The 20,315-nt window shown below is 67.0% G+C and carries 20 protein-coding genes; 10 read left to right on the top strand and 10 right to left on the bottom strand.

The features are described from left to right. Window positions 1-13: 13 nt before the first annotated feature. The 3 genes from HWX31_RS00750 to HWX31_RS00740 are packed head-to-tail and all read right to left on the bottom strand — an operon-like array spanning window position 14 to window position 2,498. Window positions 14-1,015: an HpnL family protein gene (locus HWX31_RS00750; protein ID WP_174962504.1), complete on the bottom strand. Its 1,002-nt coding sequence runs from the start codon at window positions 1,013-1,015 to the stop codon at window positions 14-16. Beyond that, window positions 1,012-1,821: a HalD/BesD family halogenase gene (locus HWX31_RS00745; RefSeq protein ID WP_174962506.1), complete on the bottom strand. Its 810-nt coding sequence runs from the start codon at window positions 1,819-1,821 to the stop codon at window positions 1,012-1,014. The genes HWX31_RS00750 and HWX31_RS00745 overlap by 4 nt, the downstream gene beginning before the upstream one ends. Beyond that, complete coding sequence (locus HWX31_RS00740; RefSeq protein WP_010089929.1) at window positions 1,818-2,498, bottom strand: CDP-alcohol phosphatidyltransferase family protein; 681 nt, start codon at window positions 2,496-2,498, stop codon at window positions 1,818-1,820. The genes HWX31_RS00745 and HWX31_RS00740 overlap by 4 nt, the downstream gene beginning before the upstream one ends. 512 nt (window positions 2,499-3,010) lie before the next feature. Between HWX31_RS00740 and HWX31_RS00735 the strand changes: the two genes are divergently transcribed. Next, window positions 3,011-4,525, top strand: coding sequence for an acetyl-CoA hydrolase/transferase family protein (locus HWX31_RS00735; protein WP_059610913.1), 1,515 nt, complete (start codon window positions 3,011-3,013; stop codon window positions 4,523-4,525). Between the two features lie 12 nt (window positions 4,526-4,537). Here the strand turns inward: HWX31_RS00735 and HWX31_RS00730 are convergent, their stop codons facing one another. Further along, on the bottom strand, window positions 4,538-5,035 hold the full coding sequence (locus HWX31_RS00730) for a DUF2938 domain-containing protein (RefSeq protein WP_174962508.1): 498 nt from the start codon (window positions 5,033-5,035) through the stop codon (window positions 4,538-4,540). A gap of 143 nt (window positions 5,036-5,178) precedes the next feature. On the opposite strand from HWX31_RS00730, the gene HWX31_RS00725 reads away from it, so the two are divergent. From HWX31_RS00725 to HWX31_RS00710, 4 genes are all read left to right on the top strand, one after another. After that, a complete protein-coding gene (locus HWX31_RS00725; RefSeq protein WP_174962510.1) occupies window positions 5,179-5,613 on the top strand; it encodes a helix-turn-helix domain-containing protein in 435 nt (144 codons plus the stop codon). A 20-nt stretch (window positions 5,614-5,633) separates the two neighbouring features. Further along, on the top strand, window positions 5,634-6,248 hold the full coding sequence (locus HWX31_RS00720) for an HAD-IA family hydrolase (RefSeq protein ID WP_174962512.1): 615 nt from the start codon (window positions 5,634-5,636) through the stop codon (window positions 6,246-6,248). Between the two features lie 449 nt (window positions 6,249-6,697). Further along, a complete protein-coding gene (locus HWX31_RS00715; protein ID WP_174962514.1) occupies window positions 6,698-7,900 on the top strand; it encodes an ATP-binding protein in 1,203 nt (400 codons plus the stop codon). Continuing rightward, window positions 7,881-8,582, top strand: a complete 702-nt coding sequence (locus HWX31_RS00710; protein WP_174962516.1) for an HNH endonuclease — start codon at window positions 7,881-7,883, stop codon at window positions 8,580-8,582. The genes HWX31_RS00715 and HWX31_RS00710 overlap by 20 nt, the downstream gene beginning before the upstream one ends. Before the next feature lie 299 nt (window positions 8,583-8,881). On the opposite strand, the gene HWX31_RS00705 is transcribed toward HWX31_RS00710, so the two are convergent. Continuing rightward, entirely contained in the window at window positions 8,882-9,760 is an 879-nt protein-coding gene (locus HWX31_RS00705; RefSeq protein WP_174962518.1) for a helix-hairpin-helix domain-containing protein, read from the bottom strand. Between the two features lie 204 nt (window positions 9,761-9,964). Between HWX31_RS00705 and HWX31_RS00700 the strand changes: the two genes are divergently transcribed. The 4 genes from HWX31_RS00700 (at window position 9,965) to HWX31_RS00685 (ending at window position 12,798) form a co-directional block, all read left to right on the top strand. Further along, window positions 9,965-10,165 (top strand): DUF2905 domain-containing protein, encoded by a 201-nt coding sequence (locus HWX31_RS00700; protein ID WP_059650155.1) that lies wholly within the window; start codon window positions 9,965-9,967, stop codon window positions 10,163-10,165. Continuing rightward, on the top strand, window positions 10,162-11,298 hold the full coding sequence (locus HWX31_RS00695; RefSeq protein WP_174962520.1) for a CapA family protein: 1,137 nt from the start codon (window positions 10,162-10,164) through the stop codon (window positions 11,296-11,298). Before HWX31_RS00700 ends, HWX31_RS00695 begins: the two co-directional genes overlap by 4 nt. Window positions 11,299-11,451: 153 nt before the next feature. Then, window positions 11,452-11,871: a hypothetical protein gene (locus HWX31_RS00690; protein ID WP_174962522.1), complete on the top strand. Its 420-nt coding sequence runs from the start codon at window positions 11,452-11,454 to the stop codon at window positions 11,869-11,871. Between the two features lie 66 nt (window positions 11,872-11,937). Continuing rightward, window positions 11,938-12,798: an SH3 domain-containing protein gene (locus HWX31_RS00685; protein ID WP_174962524.1), complete on the top strand. Its 861-nt coding sequence runs from the start codon at window positions 11,938-11,940 to the stop codon at window positions 12,796-12,798. Between the two features lie 152 nt (window positions 12,799-12,950). Here the strand turns inward: HWX31_RS00685 and HWX31_RS00680 are convergent, their stop codons facing one another. From HWX31_RS00680 to HWX31_RS00660, 5 genes are all read right to left on the bottom strand, one after another. After that, window positions 12,951-13,484 (bottom strand): cytochrome b, encoded by a 534-nt coding sequence (locus tag HWX31_RS00680; protein WP_174962526.1) that lies wholly within the window; start codon window positions 13,482-13,484, stop codon window positions 12,951-12,953. 234 nt (window positions 13,485-13,718) lie between these two features. Continuing rightward, a complete protein-coding gene (locus HWX31_RS00675; protein ID WP_174962528.1) occupies window positions 13,719-14,738 on the bottom strand; it encodes an Ldh family oxidoreductase in 1,020 nt (339 codons plus the stop codon). Further along, complete coding sequence (locus HWX31_RS00670) at window positions 14,731-16,326, bottom strand: aldehyde dehydrogenase (NADP(+)) (RefSeq protein WP_174962530.1); 1,596 nt, start codon at window positions 16,324-16,326, stop codon at window positions 14,731-14,733. Before HWX31_RS00670 ends, HWX31_RS00675 begins: the two co-directional genes overlap by 8 nt. Window positions 16,327-16,393: 67 nt before the next feature. Beyond that, window positions 16,394-18,019 carry an APC family permease gene (locus HWX31_RS00665; RefSeq protein ID WP_174962532.1) on the bottom strand — a complete coding sequence of 542 codons (1,626 nt, stop codon included), beginning with the start codon at window positions 18,017-18,019 and terminating at the stop codon, window positions 16,394-16,396. A 188-nt stretch (window positions 18,020-18,207) separates the two neighbouring features. Further along, window positions 18,208-19,128: a dihydrodipicolinate synthase family protein gene (locus HWX31_RS00660; RefSeq protein ID WP_059528785.1), complete on the bottom strand. Its 921-nt coding sequence runs from the start codon at window positions 19,126-19,128 to the stop codon at window positions 18,208-18,210. A 252-nt stretch (window positions 19,129-19,380) separates the two neighbouring features. On the opposite strand from HWX31_RS00660, the gene HWX31_RS00655 reads away from it, so the two are divergent. Next, window positions 19,381-20,313 carry a 4-hydroxyproline epimerase gene (locus HWX31_RS00655; protein ID WP_174962598.1) on the top strand — a complete coding sequence of 311 codons (933 nt, stop codon included), beginning with the start codon at window positions 19,381-19,383 and terminating at the stop codon, window positions 20,311-20,313. The last annotated feature ends 2 nt before the right edge of the window (window positions 20,314-20,315 follow it).

Below are 20,315 nucleotides of genomic sequence, written 5' to 3'. Positions count from 1 at the left end.
GATGCTTGACCGATCAGTCGGCGAGGGGCTGCGGCGCACGGCGCCGCTGCCAGTTTCTTTCACTGAAATGCAGATAGAGCAGGCCGGGCAGCCCGAGCGCGAGTTCGCGCGCGCGCTTCGCGAGCGACAGCGCGAGCGCCGCGTCGGGCGGCAGGCCGACGAGCGGCGCGAGCAGCAGGTAGCCGCCTTCCTGCGCGCCGAGCGAGCCGGGAATCGCGAAGGCGGCGCCGCGGATCGCCTGGCCGACGCTTTCGAGCAGCAGCGCGTCGAGCCAGCTCACCGGATGCCCGAGGAAATGCAGCGCGAGCCACACTTCCGCGGTGCCGACGATCCAGCCGACGAGACTCAGCGCGAAAGTCGACGCCACCTTGCGGCGCTCGCCGTACAGCGTGCCGACCGCCGCGTCGATCGCGTCCGCGCGAGTTGCGAGCGACGACCAGTCGCGCGGGCCGAGCAGCTTCGACGCGACGCGCAGGCCGCGGCCGAACAGCCCGCGCCGCTGCGCGGCATAGAACAGCAGCGCGCAGCCGCCGAGCACGCCGGTCGCGATCAGCGCCGGCGTGCGCAGGTGCGCGGCCGATTCGTGCGTCGCGACCATGCTGAACGCGGCGATGCCGAGCAGCGCGAACGCCATTTGTGCAAGCGCCTGCATCGTCGTGCTGACGGTGATCGCCGCGGCGGCATCCGCCATCCGGGTGCCGCGCTGCGCGAGGTGGCGCACCATCAGCACGGGGCCGCCGATCTGCCCGGCGGGCAGCAGGCTGTTCACCGATTCGCCGACCCAGCGCGCGCGCAGCGCATTGCCGAGCTCGGCGCCGGGCTCGCCCTTGCGGAACATCACCGAGATCGCCGCCGCGTCGATCACGAGCGGCACGATGTGGAACGCCGCGACGAGCGCGAGCCCCCAGCCGGCCGCGAGGAACGTCGACGCGACCGCGCCGACGCCCTGCCACGCCAGAAGGGCCACGAACAGGGCCGTCCCGAGGGACAGCAGGATCATGCCGGCGCGTGTCATGACCCGGTCGCGCGTCGCGTCGCCAGCTGCTTGAACACCTGGCGGAAACCGAAGTACGCGATCGCATCCTTCATGTTCGAGATGAAACGCTTCCACGGCCGCATGCCGGGGTCGGTCACGTATTCGAACGTGAGCGACACGCGCATCTCGTTCTGGCCCATCGGCGTGACGCGATGGCGCAGCTTGTCGCCGTCGAACAGCACGATGCCGCCGTCGGCGATCTGCACCGTGCCCGGTTCGTCGGGCACGTCGGGGTTGCGCGTATGCAGCTCGTAGTCGAGGCGGCAAGACGAGTCGTCGATCACGCCGATCAGCAGCGTGTAGCGGCGGCCGTCGTAGTACGACGTGTCGTAGTGCCAGCCGATGTGGTCGCCCGGCTTCGTGTAGTAATACAGCGCGTAGGCGTGCGGATCGTCGTCCGGCGACAGCAGCAGCGTGTCGCCGGTGAGCTTCTCGAGGAGGCCGATCAGCGCCTTCGAGCGGTACAGCTCGGCGATGTACGGCGCCTTCGCATCGATCGTGTGGCGGCTCACGCTGCCGCCCTGCTTGTGGCCGGGCAGGTAATTGCGGTTGATGTCGGCCGTGAGCGCGCGCGCGGCGTCGGCGAGCTTCGCGTGCGCGTCGGGCGGCAGGAACGTGTCGAGATACAGGAACGACCCCTGGCGCGTGTAGTCGTCGCGCAGTTGGCCGACGTCGAGCCGGCCGACGCAGTCGGCCACGGTGCGGTCCGCGGTGGCCGCCGCTGCGCGCGCAGGCGCGGGGCGTGCCGGGTTCAGCACGGAGTCGTCGCGGGTGCTGGGAGTCATTTGCTTGCCTGGATTTCGGTTGGGTTCTGCGGCAGGGCGCCGCGACGGACGATGCGCCACCAGTCGATCACGACCCAGGCGGCGAACAGCGGCGCGCCGATCGACGCCGCCAGCAGGAACGGTTCGACGCCGTTCGTGAGCGTCACGAGCGGCAGCAGGTAGAGGACGTCCTCGGTCTCGAAGCCGCCGACGAACGCCTGCTTGGTGCCGGCCTTGCCGGCGAACGATTCGATCCGCATCCGCAGGTAAAAGATCAGCGCGACCGCCGCGCCGGCCGCCGCGCCGAGCAGCACCGGCGACGCGGCCATCTGGCCGCCCTGGGCGATGATGCCGACGCCCATGCTGACGAACAGCGCGATCGTGACGAGCGCGTCCGCCGCGAGGTCGTAGAAATGGCCGATCTTGCTGGACTTGCCGCTGATGCGGGCAAGTTCGCCGTCCGTGTGGTCGACGAAGTTCGACAGCACGATCAGGAATGCGCCGGCGTTGCTCCAGCCGTAGCCGCCTTGGGCAAGGCACCACGCGCCGGCCAGGCCGATCAGCAGGCGGACGGTGGTCAGGTGATTCGGGGTGACGGGTGTGTCGACGAGCGGCCGGACGAGGGCGCGCGCGAGCCGCGCATCCCACGTGCGGGGTAGCGGTGGCTCGGAACGTTTGGCGGTTTTTCTTTGGTCCATCGGCGAAATATATACGGATTTGTAAGATGTTGCTTTTTTCCGCTCAATCTCCTGACATTTTTCGGTGTTACCGACCATTTCGGAAGGGATTGTGCGCGCCACGCGTGCATGGCAGGCACACATATGGTGCACACGGGGCCGTTCCGCTCGGTCCGCGCCGACCCGGCGCGTTATGTTCAAGTTTCGTCGTCGCCGCTCGCATGCGCAAGGCGCGCCGTCGACGAACCGGGCGGGGCCGGGCGACCTCCGCCGCGCACGCTTGACGCCGATCATGCCGGCCGCCCGCGCATCGGGCGACAATCCGGCGCCTGTCACAGAACGGCCGTCCGATACCCGGCAAATTCCGAAAGGGTCTTTTGCATCCGGCGGACATTTCGCCGATGCGGCCTCTGCGATACTCCGGACGTACCTGTGGTGCCGGCCGCCGACCGCGGCCCCAAGGTTTCCACGCCGCTCAGGAGACACCCCCCGCGGCGTCAACGACAGACCAAAACGCATTCGTTCAAACTGCCATGTCTTCATCCCGCATCCTCGCTCCCGCCCTGCGTTCGCTCGTCCGCACCGCCGACGAAGCCGCCGCCCTGATCCGTCCCGGCATGACCGTCGCCATGAGCGGCTTCACCGGCTCGGGCTACCCGAAGGCCGTGCCGGCCGCGCTCGCCGCGCACATCGAGGCCGCGCACGCGCGGGGTGAGGAATTCCGCATCAACGTGCTGACCGGCGCATCGACCGCGCCGGAGCTCGACGGCGCGCTCGCCCGGACGAACGGCATCTCGATGCGCCTGCCGTACCAGTCCGACCCGACGCTGCGCGACAAGATCAACGCCGGCGAAGTCGACTACCAGGACGTCCACCTGAGTCACGTCGCGCAATATGCATGGTTCGGGCTGTACGGCGATCTCGACGTCGCGATCGTCGAGGTTGCGGGCATCCGTGAGGACGGGCTGCTGATTCCGTCCGCGTCGGTCGGCAACAACAAGACCTGGCTCGACCGCGCGAAGCACGTGATCCTCGAGGTCAACGCGCGCCAGCCGCTCGGCCTCGACGGGATGCACGACATCTATTACGGCACCGCGCTGCCGCCGCACCGCAAGCCGATCCCGCTCACGAAGAGCGACGACCGCATCGGCGAGCCGTACCTGCGCTGCCCGGCCGAGAAGATCGTCGCGATCGTCGAGACCGACGCGGCGGACCGCAGCAACGCATTCTCCGCGCCGGACGAGACGTCGAAGCAGATCGCGACGCAACTGATCGATTTCCTGCGCCACGAAGTGAAGCGCGGCCGGCTGCCCGAGAACCTGCTGCCGCTGCAGTCGGGCGTCGGCAACATCACGAACGCGGTGCTTGCGGAACTGAGCACGGCCGGGTTCTCGAACCTCAGCGCGTACACCGAGGTGATCCAGGACGGCATGCTCGACCTGCTCGCGGACGGCACGCTCGGCTTCGCATCGGCCACCGCGCTGTCGCTGAGCCCGGACGCGGTCAAGCGCTTCGCCGACGAGATCGCGACGTTCCGCGAGAAGATCCTGCTGCGCCCGCAAGAGATCAGCAACCATCCGGAGCTCGTGCGCCGCCTCGGCTGCATCGCGATGAACGGGATGATCGAGGCCGACATCTACGGCAACGTGAACTCGACGCACGTGATGGGCACGAAGATCCAGAACGGCATCGGCGGCTCGGGCGACTTCGCCCGCAACGGCTACCTGTCGTGCTTCATGTCGGCGAGCACCGCGAAGGGAGGCGCGATCTCGCGGATCGTGCCGATGGCGAGCCACGTCGACCACACCGAGCACGACGTCGCGGTGGTCGTCACCGAGCAGGGCCTCGCGGACCTGCGCGGGCTGTCGCCGAAGCAGCGCGCGCGCAAGATCATCTCGACCTGCGCGCACCCGGACTTCCGGCCGATGCTCGAGGACTACTTCGAGCGCGCGTGCCGCGAGAGCTTCGGCAAGCAGACGCCGCACCTGCTCGGCGAGGCGCTGTCGTGGCACGAGCGGTTCGTGCGGACCGGGTCGATGAAGGGCTGACCGGGCCCGGCGTCATCGCATCAGCGTGAGCGTCTGCGCGGCGACATACAGCCCCAGCCCGTAGGACAGATGCGTGACGAGGCTGCGGCGGCGCGCGACGCTCGGCTGCGGCGTGCGCGCCGCGGCGATGCCGAAGCCGAATGCCGGCTGCATCACGAAGAACGGCGCGGCCACGCTTCCGATGCCCGCGACGAGCGCGGGCAGCAGCGTCGGCGCGCTGATCCATTGCGTTCCCGCGAGCGCGACCGGCAGCCCGGCGAACGCGATGCCGATCGCGTAGTGCGCGAGCCAGCCGAGCGGCCGTTCGTGCCGCACCGGCGCAGCCGCGACGATCGACGCATGCCGGAACCGGCCGCCCGCCATATGGCCGAGCCAGCGGCCGACCAGCGCGTAGTCGAGCGACGGAATGCCGAACGCGCGCCGTCGGAACAGTGCCCAGAGATCCATTACGAGCGTGCCGCCTGCGCCTATCAGCAGCAGGCGGAGCAGGGCGTCGGCCGTGTCGTTCATTGGTTGCCTCCGATGTTCGTTGGCAGGCAGCGGGCGGACGCGTCGGCGCGACGCGCGGTTTGGATCGGTTTCATGGCAACTCCTGCTTGTTCCAATGGAGGCGAGCGGCTATCTTGCAGCTTCAAGTTCACTTGAGGTCAAGCATGGGCCGTCTGGATATCGCCGACGTCGCGCGTCATGCGGGCTTGCCCGCGTCGACGCTGCGCTACTACGAGGAAAAGGGGCTGATCGCGTCGAACGGGCGTCGCGGGTTGCGGCGGCAGTACGATCAAGCAGTGTTGCAGCGGCTCGCGCTGATCGCGCTCGGCCGCGAGGCAGGGTTCTCGCTCGACGAGATCGGCGCGATGTTCGGCGCGGGCGGCGAGCCCGACATCGACCGCGCGAAGCTCGACGCGAAGGCTGATGAGCTCGATCGCACGATCCGCCGGCTCAGCGCGGTGCGCGACGGCCTGCGGCACGCGGCGGCGTGTCCGGCGCCGAGCCATCTGCAATGCCCGAGTTTCCAGAAGCTGCTGCGTATTGCCGAGCACCGCGGCGTCACGCGTCGTGCGAAACCCGCCGGTACGGTCGGCGCGTGAATTCAGCCCGAGGAGGCGCGATGAGCGTGCCGATCGAGTGGGTGCTGTTCGATATGGAGGGCGTGCTGACGCACTACGATCGCGCGGCGCGGGTCGCGCGCCTGTCGGCGCTCACGGGCCGGCCGCCGGAGGCCGTGCGCTACGCGATCTGGGAGTCCGGGCTCGAAGCGCGCGCGGACGCTGGTGAGATCACGCCGGATGCGTATCTGGACGCGCTCGGCGATCTGCTGAAATGCCGCGTCAGCCGCGATGCGTGGCTCGATGCGCGTCATGCGTCGATTACGCCGAATCCTGACACGCTCGCGCTGGCGGAGCGGGTTGCGGGGAGGTGCCCGATCGCGGTGCTCACGAACAACTGCCGGCTTGTTACCGATCATCTCGACTATCTGAATCCGCAGGTCGCGCGGCTGTTTGGTGCGCGTGTGTATTCGTCGGCGTCGTTTGGCGCGGTCAAGCCGGCTGTGCGCGCGTATCTCGGCTGCGTTGGGGTGCTCGGTGCGCGGCCGGATGCGACGCTGTTTATCGACGATACCGATGCGAATGTCGCGGGGGCGGTTGCTGCCGGGCTGCTCGGTTATCGCTTTGTCGATGCGGGGGCGCTTGCGGACGAGTTGCGGCGGTATGGGTTGATTTAAGTGCTTCGCGGAACTGCGGCGGAACGCCGAGGGGACTGTCGGCGTTCCGCCAGGAAGCGTCATTCGCAAGCATTTTTACTCGGATATTCAAGTGTCAGCGCTACGGCCGCTTCTCAGTCTATCGAGCTACTGCCGAGGATTTTGCTGCCTATCGCGCCACGTTGCCCGCTAGAGGCGTCCAAGTGCAGGGCTGTAGGAATATGTGAGCGGACAAGAAATCCGGATTGCTACAAAGCGTGCATGGGGAGCGATCACAGGGAGTTGATGTGTGCGACTTTTATACTGGGCAATACGCACCTCGTATCTACATTACGTTACCCGGCAACCATCGAGCGTCACCGTATACGTCTGCGACCATATTGCAGATTGCCGGAAACAACTACTATTACGCACGCCGGGCACAAATTCAGGTGCTGTGATGGTGTCATAATGACACTCAGGAGGAAGTGATGGTGAAACCTGCATGCAAGCTCACTGCGAGTGAGCTAATCGAAGAGATACTTTCCCTCGATGCGGATCGTATGAAAGTAGTTGTTTTGATTGGCGAAAACGGTGTAGGCAAGAGCACTCTTTTGGCACAGTTCGCCGAGCACCTTGTCGAGCAGGACAAAGGAACCCAGATCATCGCCATATCCAATACGCCACACGACAAATTTTCACCTGGCGACCACGGAGTCCACTACCTCGGTCAGCGAGACGGTAACCGCTATGCATCTGAGGCGATCAAGGAGTCCCTCAGATCTCCTCGTAATGAGATTGCGACAAGGGTACGCAAGCTAGCGGAAGTATTGGAGCTGATGGGGTACGATCGAGTGATCGGCTTGGCTTTGGAAAGTTTCGATCCCCATGTCACATTCGATTCTGATGATTCCAGCGTTGCAGCGTCCAGCGTGATTATGAAGGTGGCTTCAACCGTCACAGATAAGCTCTTCGGAACTACTACGCCAGTCGTCTGGCTGAATCTTGATAATCATGCAGAAGCTCAAACGGGCGCGTCCTTTGCGCCAAGCCTGTTGAGCAATGAAAACAGACTCATAGCGAATGGTGCGTGCACAGGAATTAGAATAATTCTTAGAAAGAAGGTTTCCTCTGCAAACCTCGATAAAAGGGAGATAGATCTTCAAGCCGCAAGTTCTGGGGAGATTTCCTATTTGGCTACGATGGCCTGGGCTTCGTCAAAGGTATCGGCACATAGTGTGCTGCTAATCGACGAGCCGGAGAACAGCTTGCATCCCAAATGGCAGGTGAGGTATATTCAATGCCTTCAGGCCTTGTTCCGATATGAGCGCCCGCTCGTTGTCATTGCAAGCCATAGTCCGCTTCTTTTGGCAGGTGAGGAGTCGGAGTCTGTCGATATCCTTCCCTACAAAATAGAAGAAGGTCGGATGGCATTAGCTATCGACACAGTTGATTCTGGGTTGGAGGGAGTCTCTTGGGCAGCATTTGGAACACTTCCAGCTAATAATCAGTATCTTTCCGGGCTTTTGATTGATTTAATCAACCAATATTGCAGGGACGAAATCAGCTTTGACCAAGCATTGCTGACCATGGACAACCTCATCGAGGGGTGCGTTGGCCAAGATCAGCGAGAAGTGATTGATGTCTTTAAGGATACACTGAGGATTGCCTGTAATGACAAACAAAAAGGGTGACTCTATCAAATCGATCGCGGCTCGAATTCATGCTGCTGCTGCTGTGGTTTCCAATGATCCGGATTTTTGGGATGCTGAAAGTTTTTCGGAATTAAAGAAAGAGCTCAAAGAGTATTTGAAGATTATAAATAATAATTGCTGCGCATATTGTCGCCGCGTCATAAGTGGCGAACATAACATGGTTCTTGACATAGAGCATATTCTTGAAAAGGACAACTTCCCTCGGCTCACCTTCAATATCGCAAATCTCACGATCTCCTGTCGACGCTGCAATTTTAAAAAGAACGCAATCGCCAATATGGTCACCACCTTGAACCCAGAAGGTGAGTACCAATCATCATATACATATAAATTCGTTCATCCAAATCTGGATCGTTACACTGACTACATAAAGCTAGCTCGAGTGTCGATAAATAATGATCATTTCGTAAAATATCTGCCAATTCCGAAAGCAAACGTTCCCTCACCGGAGAAGGCGTGGTTTACCTATGATGAATTCGACCTTCGAGAGCTTGAGCGATTCGATTTGATGAAAAAAATGAGGGTTAGAAAACCCAGCACAATATTGGCCCTGGAAAGCTCGAAGATTCGAGATTATCTCGCGGAGCAGTTCGAGAAAAGCCATGCGCTTCGAAAGGCACAGAAGGCGCAAGAGCGCGCCACCAAAAAGGCAGCACGATGACCGTATTGCACCTACCCGCCGGTCGTCCGTTATACAGTGCAAGCAGACGGTCCAGGCTCCGCGACTAACGGCAGCTTTTGGCCGAAGCTGTGTGAAAACGCACGCCGAACGCGCCAGTCGAAAAACTCGCCCCCTCAGATCGCCCTATATTGGCTTGGCAGCGGTCCGGGAGGGGTAAGGCGACATCCGAAAACCGAATAGTTTCGCGTTTTCGCGCAGCCTCGGCCGAACGCGGTCGGTCAGCCGCGCATTCCCCGGTTAGCCTCGACGAAGCTTGATTCAGGGCCCATTGCGCCGGCTCAGCCCGCGTAATACACCTCACACTCCCTTTCCCGCCCACGCACAACTCTCTTGCCAGCCAGCGCACCATGCGCTTCGGTGAACACCGTGCGCTCATGCTCTCGCAGCACGTCGTCATAGAAGTACATCGCAACCCAGTCGGCCGTGCGTTCCGACTCATGCGCGCGCCCCGTGTGCATGAACAGCGCTGTGAAATGCCACCCACCTTTCGTGAGATGCAGCACCGGAAGCGGCGGCCGTGCATCCGGTACAACGCGCTTCGGGGCAATGGTCGGCAGCACTCCGGCGCCGGCCCGCGCGCGATAGACGCGATCAACATACAGCAGCAACTCGACCGGCGGCTCCGCACCAAGCCCGGTGTCTTGCGTCGAACCGTGCCACCGCCGCCGGCGGCTCAGCACCTCGTCGAGCGCCGCGCGAATGCCCGCCGCGCGGCGCGGGCCGACGCCCGCGACGGTTTCGAGCCGGCCGGTGCGGGCCGCCGCCTCGAGATCCTCGAGCGTGCCGATGTGCAGCGCATCGTGAATGCGCATCGCGAGTTCGCGACCAATGCCGGGCACGGCCTCGAACGGCGACGCCGACGCCGTGTCGCCGCGCAGCCGTTCCAACTGGCGCCAGCGGCCGGCAAGCAGCAGCTCGGCGATCGCCTGCGCAATGCCCGTGCCGATCCGCGGCAGCGCGTCGAGCGCATCGACCCCGCCGGCATTGAAGAGCGCCCGGACATCCTGTCCGAGACCGTCGATCGTGTCCGCCGCCGCGCGGTACGCGCCGGCCCGGTACGCATTCGCCCCCTGGTCGGCCAGACGCTCGGCCGCCTCGCGCAGGCAACTGGCGATCTGCCGGTTTTCCTCGTCGATACGGCTTTCGGTCGTCTGCATGGGCGATCAAGCGCGTTGGGTGCAAACGGAGGGGCGCGTCGCGCCGTCCGGGCCATTCACGATTGTCCGGAACACAAAACGCGAAAAATTGATGCGCGTCAATGGCAAACGTTGCACAGGGCGCTGTCGGCGTGCGGTCATGATCCCCCGGCCCGGCGGCGCGGCGTTACGCTATACGAAAGGATGCGACGCAGGAGGGCTGCGATGCAACGGACGCTTCTGATCTGCGGATTGCTGCTGATCGCGGCGAGCCTCGGCTGGCGCTGGCTCGCGCGGATTCCGTTCGGCCGCCTGCCGGGCGACTTCCACATCGTGCGCGACGGGTTCAGCGTCTACGTTCCGCTGGCGACGTGCGCGGTGCTGTCGGTCGCGCTGACGGTGCTGGTCTGGCTGCTGCGGCGATGAGCGCGGCACGCGACGCGCGGCCCGCCGGCTGCGCGCGCCTGTTTCTGTGCGGCGACGTGATGACGGGGCGGGGGATCGACCAGATCCTGCCGCATCCGGGCGACCCGCGCCTGTTCGAGCCGGTCTGCGGCTCCGCGCGCGACTACGTGCGGCTCGCCGAGCAGGTGAACGGCCGGCTGCCGTCCGCGCGCGACGACGCGTATCCATGGGGCGACGCGCTCGGCGTGCTCGAACACGTGCGGCCGGACGCGCGGATCGTCAATCTGGAGACGGCCGTCACCACCAGCGGCGACCGCTGGCCCGGCAAGACGGTGCTGTACCGGATGCATCCGGACAATGTCGGCTGCCTGCTGCGCGCGGGCCTCGACTGCTGCGTGCTCGCGAACAATCACACACTGGACTGGGGGCGCACAGGCCTCGGCGACACGCTCGCGACGCTCGTGCGCGCGGGAATCCGGCCAGTCGGCGCGGGGCGCGACGCAGCGGAGGCGGCCGCGCCGGCCGTCGTCGAGTGCGCGGGCGGCGTGCGGGTCCGCATCAGCGCGTTCGCGTTGCCGAGCGCGGGCGTGCCCGACACATGGGCCGCGCGTGGCCCGCACGCGGGCGTGAACCTGCTGCCGGACCTGTCGCCGGAGCGTGCGGAGGCGATCGGCAGCGGCCTCGCTGAAGCCCGGCGCGCGGCCGGCGACGTGAACGTCGTGTCGCTGCATTGGGGCGGCAACTGGGGATACGCGGCGAGCGCCGACGAGCGCGCATTCGCGCACCAGTTGATCGACACCGGCGGCGTCGACATCGTGTACGGCCATTCGTCGCATCACGTGCGCGGGATCGAACGCTATCGCGGCCGCTTGATCCTCTACGGCTGCGGCGATTTCCTGAACGACTACGAAGGCATTGCCGGCTACCGCGCGTACCGGCCCGATCTCGCGCTGATGTACTTCCCGCTGGTCGACACGGCAAGCGGCGCGCTGTGCGAGCTGTTCATGGCGCCGATGCAGATCCGGCAACTGAGCGTGCGTCGCGCGCCGGACGAGGGCGTCGCGTGGCTCGCCGACACGCTCGAACGGGAAAGCGCGGTGTTCGGCACGCACGTGCGCGCGGATGCGACCGGGATGCTGACGCTGCGGGACTGACGCCGGCCGGAGCGTGTTTCGGCGGCGCGAGCCGGCCCGCCGGCGCATGAAACAAACAGTAACCGATCATACGTACCGAAATGTGCGGGAGACATAAGCTAGAAGCGTGGGCGCGCGCCGGATTGCGTCGCGCCGATTCTGCCGGAGCGTGACATGAAACCGATTTCCGCGATCAGGCCCGCTGCCGTTGCGCTGGCTGCGCTGACGCTCGGCGGCTGCTATTACTCGAGTCCGTACGGCTACGCGCCGTACACCACGCCGTATTACGCACCGGCGACGGTATCGCAGGCGCCCGCCACGCCGGACGATGCAACCACGCCGCCGGATGTGATGGCCACGACCGTGCCCGTCTATCCGGCACCGGTCTATGCACCGTATCCGTATCCGTATTACTACCCCGGATGGTATGACTGCTGCTGGCCGCCGCTCGCGATCGGCTTCGGGTTCAGCGGCCGATTTGGCGGCGGCCACTTCCATCATCACCACATGGGCGGTGGGCACTGGGGCGGCGGACATTGGGGCGGCGGCGGCCACTGGAACACCGGTCATTTCGGCGGCGGGCATGGGCGCTGAGCCGCGGGCGGTGGCGGCGCGACATCCGATGACGCGATGCGCGCCTGAGCGGCGCAGGAGAATGCCATGAGAAACACGATCGTCCGATGCCTGTGCATCGTCCTTTTCGGCCTGCTGGGCGTGCCGGGCGCGGCCGACGCGCAGACCGCGGCGTACACGAACGCACCGGCCAACCTGCGGGCAGGGCCGGCGCCGGACTATCCGCTCGTCGCGCAGCTTCCGGAGGGCACGCTGGTGTCCGTGATCGGCTGCATCAGCGATTACACGTGGTGCGACGTCGCCGTGCCGGGCTTGCGCGGGTGGATTTACGCGGGGCTGCTCGACTATTCGTACCAGGGCGGGGAGGTGCCGCTGCTTGATTACGGGGCCGAGATCGGCTTTCCGATCGTGGCGTTCGCGATCGTGCCGTACTGGGACAATTTCTATCGCGACCGGCCGTTCTTCCACGACCGCGACCGCTTCATGCACCGCCACGCCGAGCCGCGTATCGGCCCGGGCGGTGTCGGGCCGGGACGCGGTCATCCGCAACTGAACGAGCCGCCGGCGGTCGTGATGCCGGGCGTGGGCGGGCGGCCGCCCGAGCACGGCGGGCGTGACGGCGGCCACGATACGCGGCCGTCGGCCACGCGCGGCGGCTGGACCGGCGGCATCCGCACGCCGGCTCCGGCCCCGATGCCGGCGCCGGCACCGATGCCCGCGCCGCAAGGCGGCGGGAACGTGCGCGCGCCGGGCCCGGCGGCCACCACGCACGCTCCGGCGCCAGCCGTCGTGATGCCGCCGCAAGGCCGTCAAGGCGGCGGAGGCGGCGAACGCGGCAGCTTCGGCGGTCGGCAAGGCGGTGGCGGTGGCGAACGCGGCAGCTTCGACGGCCGGCAAGGCGGAGGTGGCGGTGGCGGCGCACGCGGCGGGGAATTCCGGCACGAGTGACGGGATCGGGCTTGCCGCCCGACCGAAGCGCGACGCAAAAAAGTGCGACGCAAAAAGAGCCCGGATGCGCCGGGCTGAAAGCGGACGATGCGTGCCGTCGGCGGCGGACGCCGGCGGGCACGACATCGCTTCGCGTGGAACCGAACCGTGCGTCAGAGCATCCGTGCGAGCACGCCGTCCTTCATGACGAAGCGGTGTGCAAGCGCCGCGCACGCATGCAGGCCGATCAGGATCGCGAGCGCGGTTGCCCACGCGCTGTGCAACTCGCCGATCGACGCGCCGAGCGTATGCGGCGCGGCGATCGCCGGCAACGGAAGCGCGTTGCCGAGCCCGACATGCCAGGTGCGGCCGTTCGCGTTCAGCCAGCCGAGCACCGGCACCACGATCAGCGACGCGTAAAGCAGCTTGTGCGTGACGTTCGCAATGAACGCCAGTGCCGGAGACTGCTCGACCGGCGCGATGGGCTTGCGTGCGCCGGACCACAGCAGGCGCGGCGCAGCGATCAGCAGCAGCAACACGCCCAGGTTCACGTGCAGCAGCACCAGTCCGAGCGGCGGCGCAGTGCCGTGGACGTCCGGCATGGTCCAGCCGATGGCGAACTGGGCGGCCACCAGCAGCACCGTGCTCCAGTGGAACAGGCGTGTGAGCCGGTCGTGGCGGGCGGTCTGGCGCGGGGTATCGGACATGGCGACTCCTTCGGGCGAATCAGTTGAGCGGGGCGCGGCACGACGAACGGGGCGACGGGCCGCTGCTGACGGCATCATCGTAGCGCGAGCCTTATGACAGCCTTAAGGTGCGCGAACGCGCAGCGGTCGTGCGTGGCGGGAAAGCGGAGACGACCGGAGGAAGGGAAGCACGTAACAGCGGGCGGAACCGCATCGTCCGCAAGCATTGCACCCGCGGACGATGCGTGTCGCGTATCAATCGAGCAGCGCGAGGATTTCCTCGTAAAGCGGCCGTGGAATCCGCACGCCGTTCGCCGCGCTGCGCGCGCGGGCGTCGAAGCGCCGTTGCGACGGCAGCCGCGCGCCCTGCGCGACGATCGATTCGAGCATCCGTTCGCCGCGCGCGAGCCCCGCGTCGAGATCGTTGCCGAGGAACACCTTGGGGTCGAACGCGATCACGAGCTCGCCATGGCACGGCGTCGCGCCGACGCCCTCGTCGAAGGCCATCGACTCCTGGCTCGTCAGGTCGCCGATCAGCGCGCCGCCGAGCAGCTCGACCATCGCCGCGAGGGCCGAACCCTTGTGGCCGCCGAACGTGCGCATCGCGCCCTGCAGCGCGGCCTTCGGGTCGGTGGTCGGCCGGCCGTCGGCGTCGATCGCCCAGTGCGGCGGGATCGGCTTGCCTTGCTTCGCGTGCAGCTCGATGTCGCCGCGCGCGATCGCGCTCGTCGCGAAATCGAACACGAACGGCAGGCCGCCCGGCCGCGGCCACGCGAACGCGATCGGATTGGTGCCGAACACAGGCCGGTTGCCGCCTTCCGGCGCGACCCAGCTATGGCTCGGATTCATCGCGATGCCGGCGAGACCCTCGGCAGCGATCGCCTCGACCTCGGGCCACAGCGCGGAGAAGTGATAGCAATGGTTGATCACCATCGCCGCGATGCCGTGCTGCTTCGCCATTTCAACCAGCACCGGCAGGCCCGTCTCGAAGCTCAGCAGCGAGAAGCCGCGATGCGCGTCGACCGCGACGATCGACGCCGACAGCCGGCGCAGCGTCGGTATGGCCTGCGGATCGACCTTGCCCTTTTTCAGCGAGCGCACGCAGACGAGCAGCCGGTACACGCCGTGCGAATGGCATTCGTCGCGCTGGCCTTGCGTGATCACGTTCGCGATCGCGCGCGCATGCGCGTCGGACATCCCGTGGCGGGTCAGCACGCGCAGCGCGAGCGCGTGCACGTCGTCGAGCGACAGGACGACTTCGTTCGCGTCAGACATCGCGCGCCTCCTTCGGCAGCACCACGACGCCGTCGATGCGCTGCGCGACGTGCAGCGGATTGCCGTCGCGCAGCGCCGCCGGCAGCAGCGCGGCGGGCACGTCCTGATACGACACCGGGCGCAGGAAGCGTTCGATCGCGCGTGCGCCGACCGACGTCGTGCGCGTGTCGGACGTGGCCGGGAACGGGCCGCCGTGCACCATCGCATGCCCGACCTCGACGCCGGTGCCGAAGCCGTTGACGAGAATCCGGCCGGCCTTGCGTTCGAGCGTCGGCAGCAGCTTCGCGAACAGCGGGGCGTCGCCGTCGGCGAGATGTGCGGCGATCGTCAACTGGCCTTCGAGCGACTTCAGCACGCGGTGCAGCGTGTCGGCGTCCGGGCAGCGGACGATCAGCGACGCGGGGCCGAACACTTCGTCGCGCAGTTCGTGGCGCGCGATGAACGCATCGGCCGATGTCGCGAACAGCGCGGCGCGCGCCTGGTAGCGGTCGCCTTCGACGCCTTCGGCGAGCGTGTCGACGGCAGCATGCGCACGCAGGCGCGCGACGCCGTCGCAGTAGCTCGCGTGGATGTGCGGCGTCAGCATCGTCGCCGCAGCAGCAGCGCGCGCCGCGGCCGCCGCGGCTGCCTCGAACGCGCGCAGCGCGGGTCCGTCGACGCTGAGCACGAGGCCCGGGTTCGTGCAGAACTGGCCGGCGCCGAGCGTCAGCGACGCGACGAACTGCTGCGCGATCGCATCGTGCCGCGCGGCGAGCGCGTCGGGCAGCAGCAGCACCGGGTTGATCGAGCTCATTTCCGCGTAGACGGGAATCGGCTCGTCGCGCTGGGCCGCGATTTGCATCAGCGCGACGCCGCCGCGGCGCGAGCCGGTGAAGCCGACCGCCTTGATGCGCGGATCGGCGACGAGCGCCTGGCCGATCTCGCGCGACGCGTCGAACAGCAGCGAGAACACGCCGGCCGGCAAGCCGCACTCGCGCACCGCCTGCTGGATCGCGCGGCCGACGAGCTCCGACGTGCCCGGATGCGCGGAATGCGCCTTGACGATCACCGGGCAGCCGGCCGCGAGCGCCGACGCCGTGTCGCCGCCCGCAACCGAAAACGCGAGCGGGAAGTTCGACGCGCCGAACACGGCAACCGGCCCGATCGCGACGTTGCGCAGCCGCAGGTCGACGCGCGGCAGCGGCTTGCGGTCGGGGCGGGCGGGATCGATGCGCGCGTCGAGGAAGCCGCCGTCGCGCACGACCGACGCGAACAGCCCGAGCTGGCCGACCGTGCGGCCGCGCTCGCCTTCGACGCGTGCGCGCGGCAGCCCCGATTCGGCGACGCAGCGCTCGATCAGTTCGTCGCCGAGCGCCATGATGTTGCGGCCGATCGCGTCGAGAAACGCGGCGCGCGCTTCGAGGCTCGTCTCGCGATACGCGTCGAACGCGTCGTCGGCGAGCGCGCAGGCCGTCTCCAGGTCGTGCAGGCTCGCGCCGCCGAATGCGGGTTCGAGCCGTTCGCCGGTCGCGGCGGCGATCGCGTGGAGGGTGCCGTTCTGCCCGGTGACGGCAGCGGAGCCGATCAAAAGCTGACCTGTGAGTCGCATGGTTCTCCTCGGAAAAAGTGCGGGCCGGGCGAGCGGCCCGGCCGATGAGAAAAAAGGGAAGGGGGCGTCAGCCTTCGTCGTCCTCGAGCTGCAGCTTCGCGGACGGCACGCCGGTATGCGCGCCCCAGTAATAGATGACGAGCGCGATCGCCGCGACGACGAGCGTGTCGTACGGATGCGCGAGCTGGCCCGTGCCGCCGAAGCCGCCGAAATACGACGCGACGATCATTGCCGCATAGAACGCGATCAGCCACGCCGACGAGCGCACCTGTTCGGCGAGGCTCAGGTGGGCGGTCGGCACCCAGCGGCGGCACGCGAGATAGATGACGAACATCGCGATCTGCAGGCCGAGCAGCCAGGACACGGTGCTCCAGCCCGACCAGTAGACGATCAGCGCGGCGATCACGAACGACGCGGGGCCGGTGATCGCGAACGCGCTCGCGCGGAACGGCCGCGGCAGGTCGGGCGCGGTGCGGCGCAGTGCTGCGACCGACACCGGCGCGACCGCGTAGCTGAGCACCAGCGCGGCCGACACGATGTTGATCAGCGCTTCCCACGACGGGAACGGCATGGTCCAGAAGATCGCGAGGCCGAAGGTGAGCCACAGGCCCGCGCGCGGAATGCCGGACGCCTCGTCGATGCGCGTGAACACCTTGAAGAACGTGCCGGTCTTCGCCCAGCCGTAGACGACGCGCGGCGTCGCGTTCATGTAGATGTTGCCGCAGCCGCTCGGCGAGATCATCGCGTCGGCGACGACCATCACCGCGAGCCAGCCGACGCCGAGCGCGAGCGCGATGTCGCGGTACGGCAGCGAGAACGCCTTGCTGACGTCGTGCCAGCCGGCGGCGAGCATGTCCGTCGGAATGCTGCCGATGAACGCGAGCTGCAGCAGCACGTAGATCAGCGTCGACAGCAGGATCGACAGGATCAGCGCGATCGGGATCGTGCGCTGCGGGTTGCGCACCTCGCTCGCGACCGACACGATCGGCGTGAGCCCGAGGTACGCGAAGATGATGCCGCCGGCGGACACCGCCATCTCGATGCCCGGCATGCCGAACGGCGCGAAGCCGTGCACGGTCAGGTTCGCGGGCTTGAAGAACGTGAACAGCACCGCGATCACCGCGAGCGGCACGATGAACTTGAAGAGGCTGATGATGTTGTTCGCCTTCGCGAACGTCTTCACGCTGGAATAGTTCAGGTAGAAGAAGAAACCGAGGAGCGCTGCCTGCACGAGCCAGCCGAGCGTGGTCGGGTCGCTCGACCCTTCGACCGTCAGCCCCGGGAACCATGCGGCCGCATACTGGCGCGCGGCGACGACTTCGATCGCGATCAGGCTCGAAAAGGCGATCAGCGTGATGAAGCCCATCAGGTAGCCGAGCAGCGGCCCGTGCGAGAACACCGGATAGCGGACCACGCCGCCCGCGCGCGGCAGCGCGGCGCCGAGCTCGCAGTAGACGATGCCGAGCAGCAGCACGGCGAAGCCGCCGAGCAGCCACGAGAAGATGCCGGCCGGGCCCGCGATCGTCGATACGTGACTGGCGGCGAACAGCCACCCCGACCCAAAGATGGCGCCGAGACCGATGAACGTGAGGTCGGTCAGCGACAGCTGTTTCTTGAACTTGCCGTGACCCGCGTCGGGGTGCGCGGAACGGGAAAGCGGCACGGACGGTTGTGCATTGCCTTGGCCTGGCATGGGCTTTGTCTCCTATGGGAATGTCGGCACAGGCGGAAACCGCGCCGCGCTTCGGCGGAGCGGCGGCGCGCGCCTGCCGGCCGGCGGCGCCCGGTTCGATCGACCGGGGCGGGCCCGTGCGGGCCATGCCGGACCGAGGGCGGCGGCGCGACGGGGAAAGCCGTTGCGCCGCCGCCGGGGGAAGCCGGTCAGAGACCGACGTCGGGCAGCGCCGGGCGCGTTTCGAGCGCCTTCGCGACGATCGCCTTCACTTCCGCGAGCGTGTCGCCTTGCAGCGCGAGGCGCGGCGGGCGCGTGACCGCGCTGCCGCGGCCGACCAGCTCTTCGCACAGCTTGATGCACTGCACGAGGTCCGGGCGTGCATCGAGGTGCAGCAGCGGCATGAACCAGCGGTACAGCGCGAGCGCTTCGTCGAAACGCTTCTGCTTCGCGAGGCGGAACAGCGTCTCGCCTTCCTTCGGGAATGCGTTCGACATGCCCGACACCCAGCCTTCGGCGCCCACGGCAATGCTCTCGACCACCACGTCGTCGAGGCCCGCGAACAGCACGAAGCGGTCGCCGACCGCGTTGCGCAGGTCGATGAAGCGGCGCGTGTCGCCCGACGAATCCTTGAAGCAGACGATGTTCTCGCAGTCCTGCAGCGCGATCAGCACGTCCGGCGTCACGTCGTTCTTGTAGATCGGCGGGTTGTTGTAGACCATCACCGGCAGGTCGGTGCCCGTCGCGACCGCGCGGAAGTGCGCGGCGGTCTCGTGCGGCTTCGCCGAGTAGACGAGCGCCGGCATCACCATCACGCCGTCGACGCCGACGCGCTGCGCTTCGCGCACGGTGTTGCGCGCGAACTCGGTCGTGAATTCGGCGATGCCGGCGATCACCGGCACCTTGCCGCCGGCCGCGTCGCGCGCGGCCTCGATCACCTGGAGCTTCTCGCTCGTCGTCAGCGACGTGTTCTCGCCGACCGTGCCGCAGACCACGAGGCCCGACACGCCGTCGTTCACCAGGTTCTTCACCACGCGGTGCGTGGCGTCGATGTCGAGGGAAAAGTCCGGCTTGAACTGGGTGCTGACGGCCGGGAAAACCCCGGTCCACTGAATGGCGTTTCGGCTCACTGAAATCTCCTACGTTCGTATCGGTCGGCCGACAGGGGTGTCGGTGCGGCAACCAGTATCGCCGCGCAAACGCCCGTCGCGCTTGAGTCGTTTCCCGGAGCAAAATGACGAAATCGGCACAGTCTCGAAAAGGTGTGCGGAGGGCGCCGCGCACTATGCCGATTTCGTCGTCGTCCTCAATGAAAATCCACAAGCGGGCGGACGCGCGACGGAGGAAGCTGTGCTCCTTTCCCCACTTTCGGACGACGCATGATGAAGCGCATCCAGATCATCGATTCGCACACCGGCGGCGAACCCACGCGGCTCGTCGTGTCCGGTTTTCCTGCGCTCGGCAACGGCTCGATGGCCGAGCGGCGCGACCTGCTCGCGCGCGAGCACGACCGCTATCGCACCGCGTGCATCCTCGAGCCGCGCGGCAGCGACGTGCTGGTCGGCGCGCTGCTGTGCGAGCCGGTGTCGCCCGACGCGGCCGCCGGCGTGATCTTCTTCAACAACAGCGGCTATCTCGGCATGTGCGGGCACGGCACGATCGGCGTCGTGCGCACGCTGCACCACATGGGGCGCATCCAGCCGGGCGTGCACCGGATCGAGACGCCGGTCGGCACCGTCGAGGCGACGCTGCATGACGACCTGTCGGTCAGCGTGCGCAACGTGCCCGCGTATCGCCATGCGAAGGACGTCGTCGTCGACGTGCCGGGCCACGGCCCCGTGAAGGGCGACATCGCGTGGGGCGGCAACTGGTTCTTCCTGATCAGCGGCCACGGCCAGCGCGTCGCCGGCGACAACGTCGCGGCGCTCACCGCGTATGCGTCGGCCGTGCGCGCAGGGCTCGAACGCGCGGGCATCACCGGCGCGAACGGCGGCGAGATCGACCACATCGAGCTGTTCGCCGACGATCCCGAGCACGACAGCCGCAGCTTCGTGCTGTGCCCGGGCCTCGCATACGACCGTTCGCCGTGCGGCACCGGCACGAGCGCGAAGCTCGCGTGCCTCGCCGCGGACGGCAAGCTCGCGCCGGGCGTCGTGTGGCGGCAGGCGAGCGTGATCGGCAGCGTGTTCCATGCGAGCTACGCGGAAAGCGACGGCGGTATCGTGCCGACGATTCGCGGCACCGCGCACCTGAGCGCGGAAGCGACGCTGCTGATCGAGGACGACGATCCGTTCGGCTGGGGCATCGTGTCGTGAGC

Origin of the sequence: Burkholderia ubonensis, from assembly GCF_902833085.1 — a bacterium.
Lineage (GTDB): Bacteria > Pseudomonadota > Gammaproteobacteria > Burkholderiales > Burkholderiaceae > Burkholderia > Burkholderia ubonensis.
This window is presented reverse-complemented; position numbering and strand designations above follow the sequence as displayed.

What these genes read in the sequence shown, in the direction of transcription:
- HWX31_RS00685 (WP_174962524.1), top strand. Translation starts at nt 11,938, where the DNA reads ATGAGAAACACGATCGTCCGATGCCTGTGCATCGTCCTTTTCGGCCTG.
- HWX31_RS00690 (WP_174962522.1), top strand. Translation starts at nt 11,452, where the DNA reads ATGAAACCGATTTCCGCGATCAGGCCCGCTGCCGTTGCGCTGGCTGCG.
- HWX31_RS00710 (WP_174962516.1), top strand. Translation starts at nt 7,881, where the DNA reads ATGACAAACAAAAAGGGTGACTCTATCAAATCGATCGCGGCTCGAATT.
- HWX31_RS00740 (WP_010089929.1), bottom strand. Translation starts at nt 2,498, where the DNA reads ATGGACCAAAGAAAAACCGCCAAACGTTCCGAGCCACCGCTACCCCGC.
- HWX31_RS00700 (WP_059650155.1), top strand. Translation starts at nt 9,965, where the DNA reads ATGCAACGGACGCTTCTGATCTGCGGATTGCTGCTGATCGCGGCGAGC.
- HWX31_RS00750 (WP_174962504.1), bottom strand. Translation starts at nt 1,015, where the DNA reads ATGACACGCGCCGGCATGATCCTGCTGTCCCTCGGGACGGCCCTGTTC.
- HWX31_RS00745 (WP_174962506.1), bottom strand. Translation starts at nt 1,821, where the DNA reads ATGACTCCCAGCACCCGCGACGACTCCGTGCTGAACCCGGCACGCCCC.
- HWX31_RS00670 (WP_174962530.1), bottom strand. Translation starts at nt 16,326, where the DNA reads ATGCGACTCACAGGTCAGCTTTTGATCGGCTCCGCTGCCGTCACCGGG.
- HWX31_RS00735 (WP_059610913.1), top strand. Translation starts at nt 3,011, where the DNA reads ATGTCTTCATCCCGCATCCTCGCTCCCGCCCTGCGTTCGCTCGTCCGC.
- HWX31_RS00715 (WP_174962514.1), top strand. Translation starts at nt 6,698, where the DNA reads ATGGTGAAACCTGCATGCAAGCTCACTGCGAGTGAGCTAATCGAAGAG.
- HWX31_RS00730 (WP_174962508.1), bottom strand. Translation starts at nt 5,035, where the DNA reads ATGAACGACACGGCCGACGCCCTGCTCCGCCTGCTGCTGATAGGCGCA.
- HWX31_RS00720 (WP_174962512.1), top strand. Translation starts at nt 5,634, where the DNA reads ATGAGCGTGCCGATCGAGTGGGTGCTGTTCGATATGGAGGGCGTGCTG.
- HWX31_RS00675 (WP_174962528.1), bottom strand. Translation starts at nt 14,738, where the DNA reads ATGTCTGACGCGAACGAAGTCGTCCTGTCGCTCGACGACGTGCACGCG.
- HWX31_RS00695 (WP_174962520.1), top strand. Translation starts at nt 10,162, where the DNA reads ATGAGCGCGGCACGCGACGCGCGGCCCGCCGGCTGCGCGCGCCTGTTT.
- HWX31_RS00725 (WP_174962510.1), top strand. Translation starts at nt 5,179, where the DNA reads ATGGGCCGTCTGGATATCGCCGACGTCGCGCGTCATGCGGGCTTGCCC.
- HWX31_RS00655 (WP_174962598.1), top strand. Translation starts at nt 19,381, where the DNA reads ATGAAGCGCATCCAGATCATCGATTCGCACACCGGCGGCGAACCCACG.
- HWX31_RS00680 (WP_174962526.1), bottom strand. Translation starts at nt 13,484, where the DNA reads ATGTCCGATACCCCGCGCCAGACCGCCCGCCACGACCGGCTCACACGC.
- HWX31_RS00705 (WP_174962518.1), bottom strand. Translation starts at nt 9,760, where the DNA reads ATGCAGACGACCGAAAGCCGTATCGACGAGGAAAACCGGCAGATCGCC.
- HWX31_RS00665 (WP_174962532.1), bottom strand. Translation starts at nt 18,019, where the DNA reads ATGCCAGGCCAAGGCAATGCACAACCGTCCGTGCCGCTTTCCCGTTCC.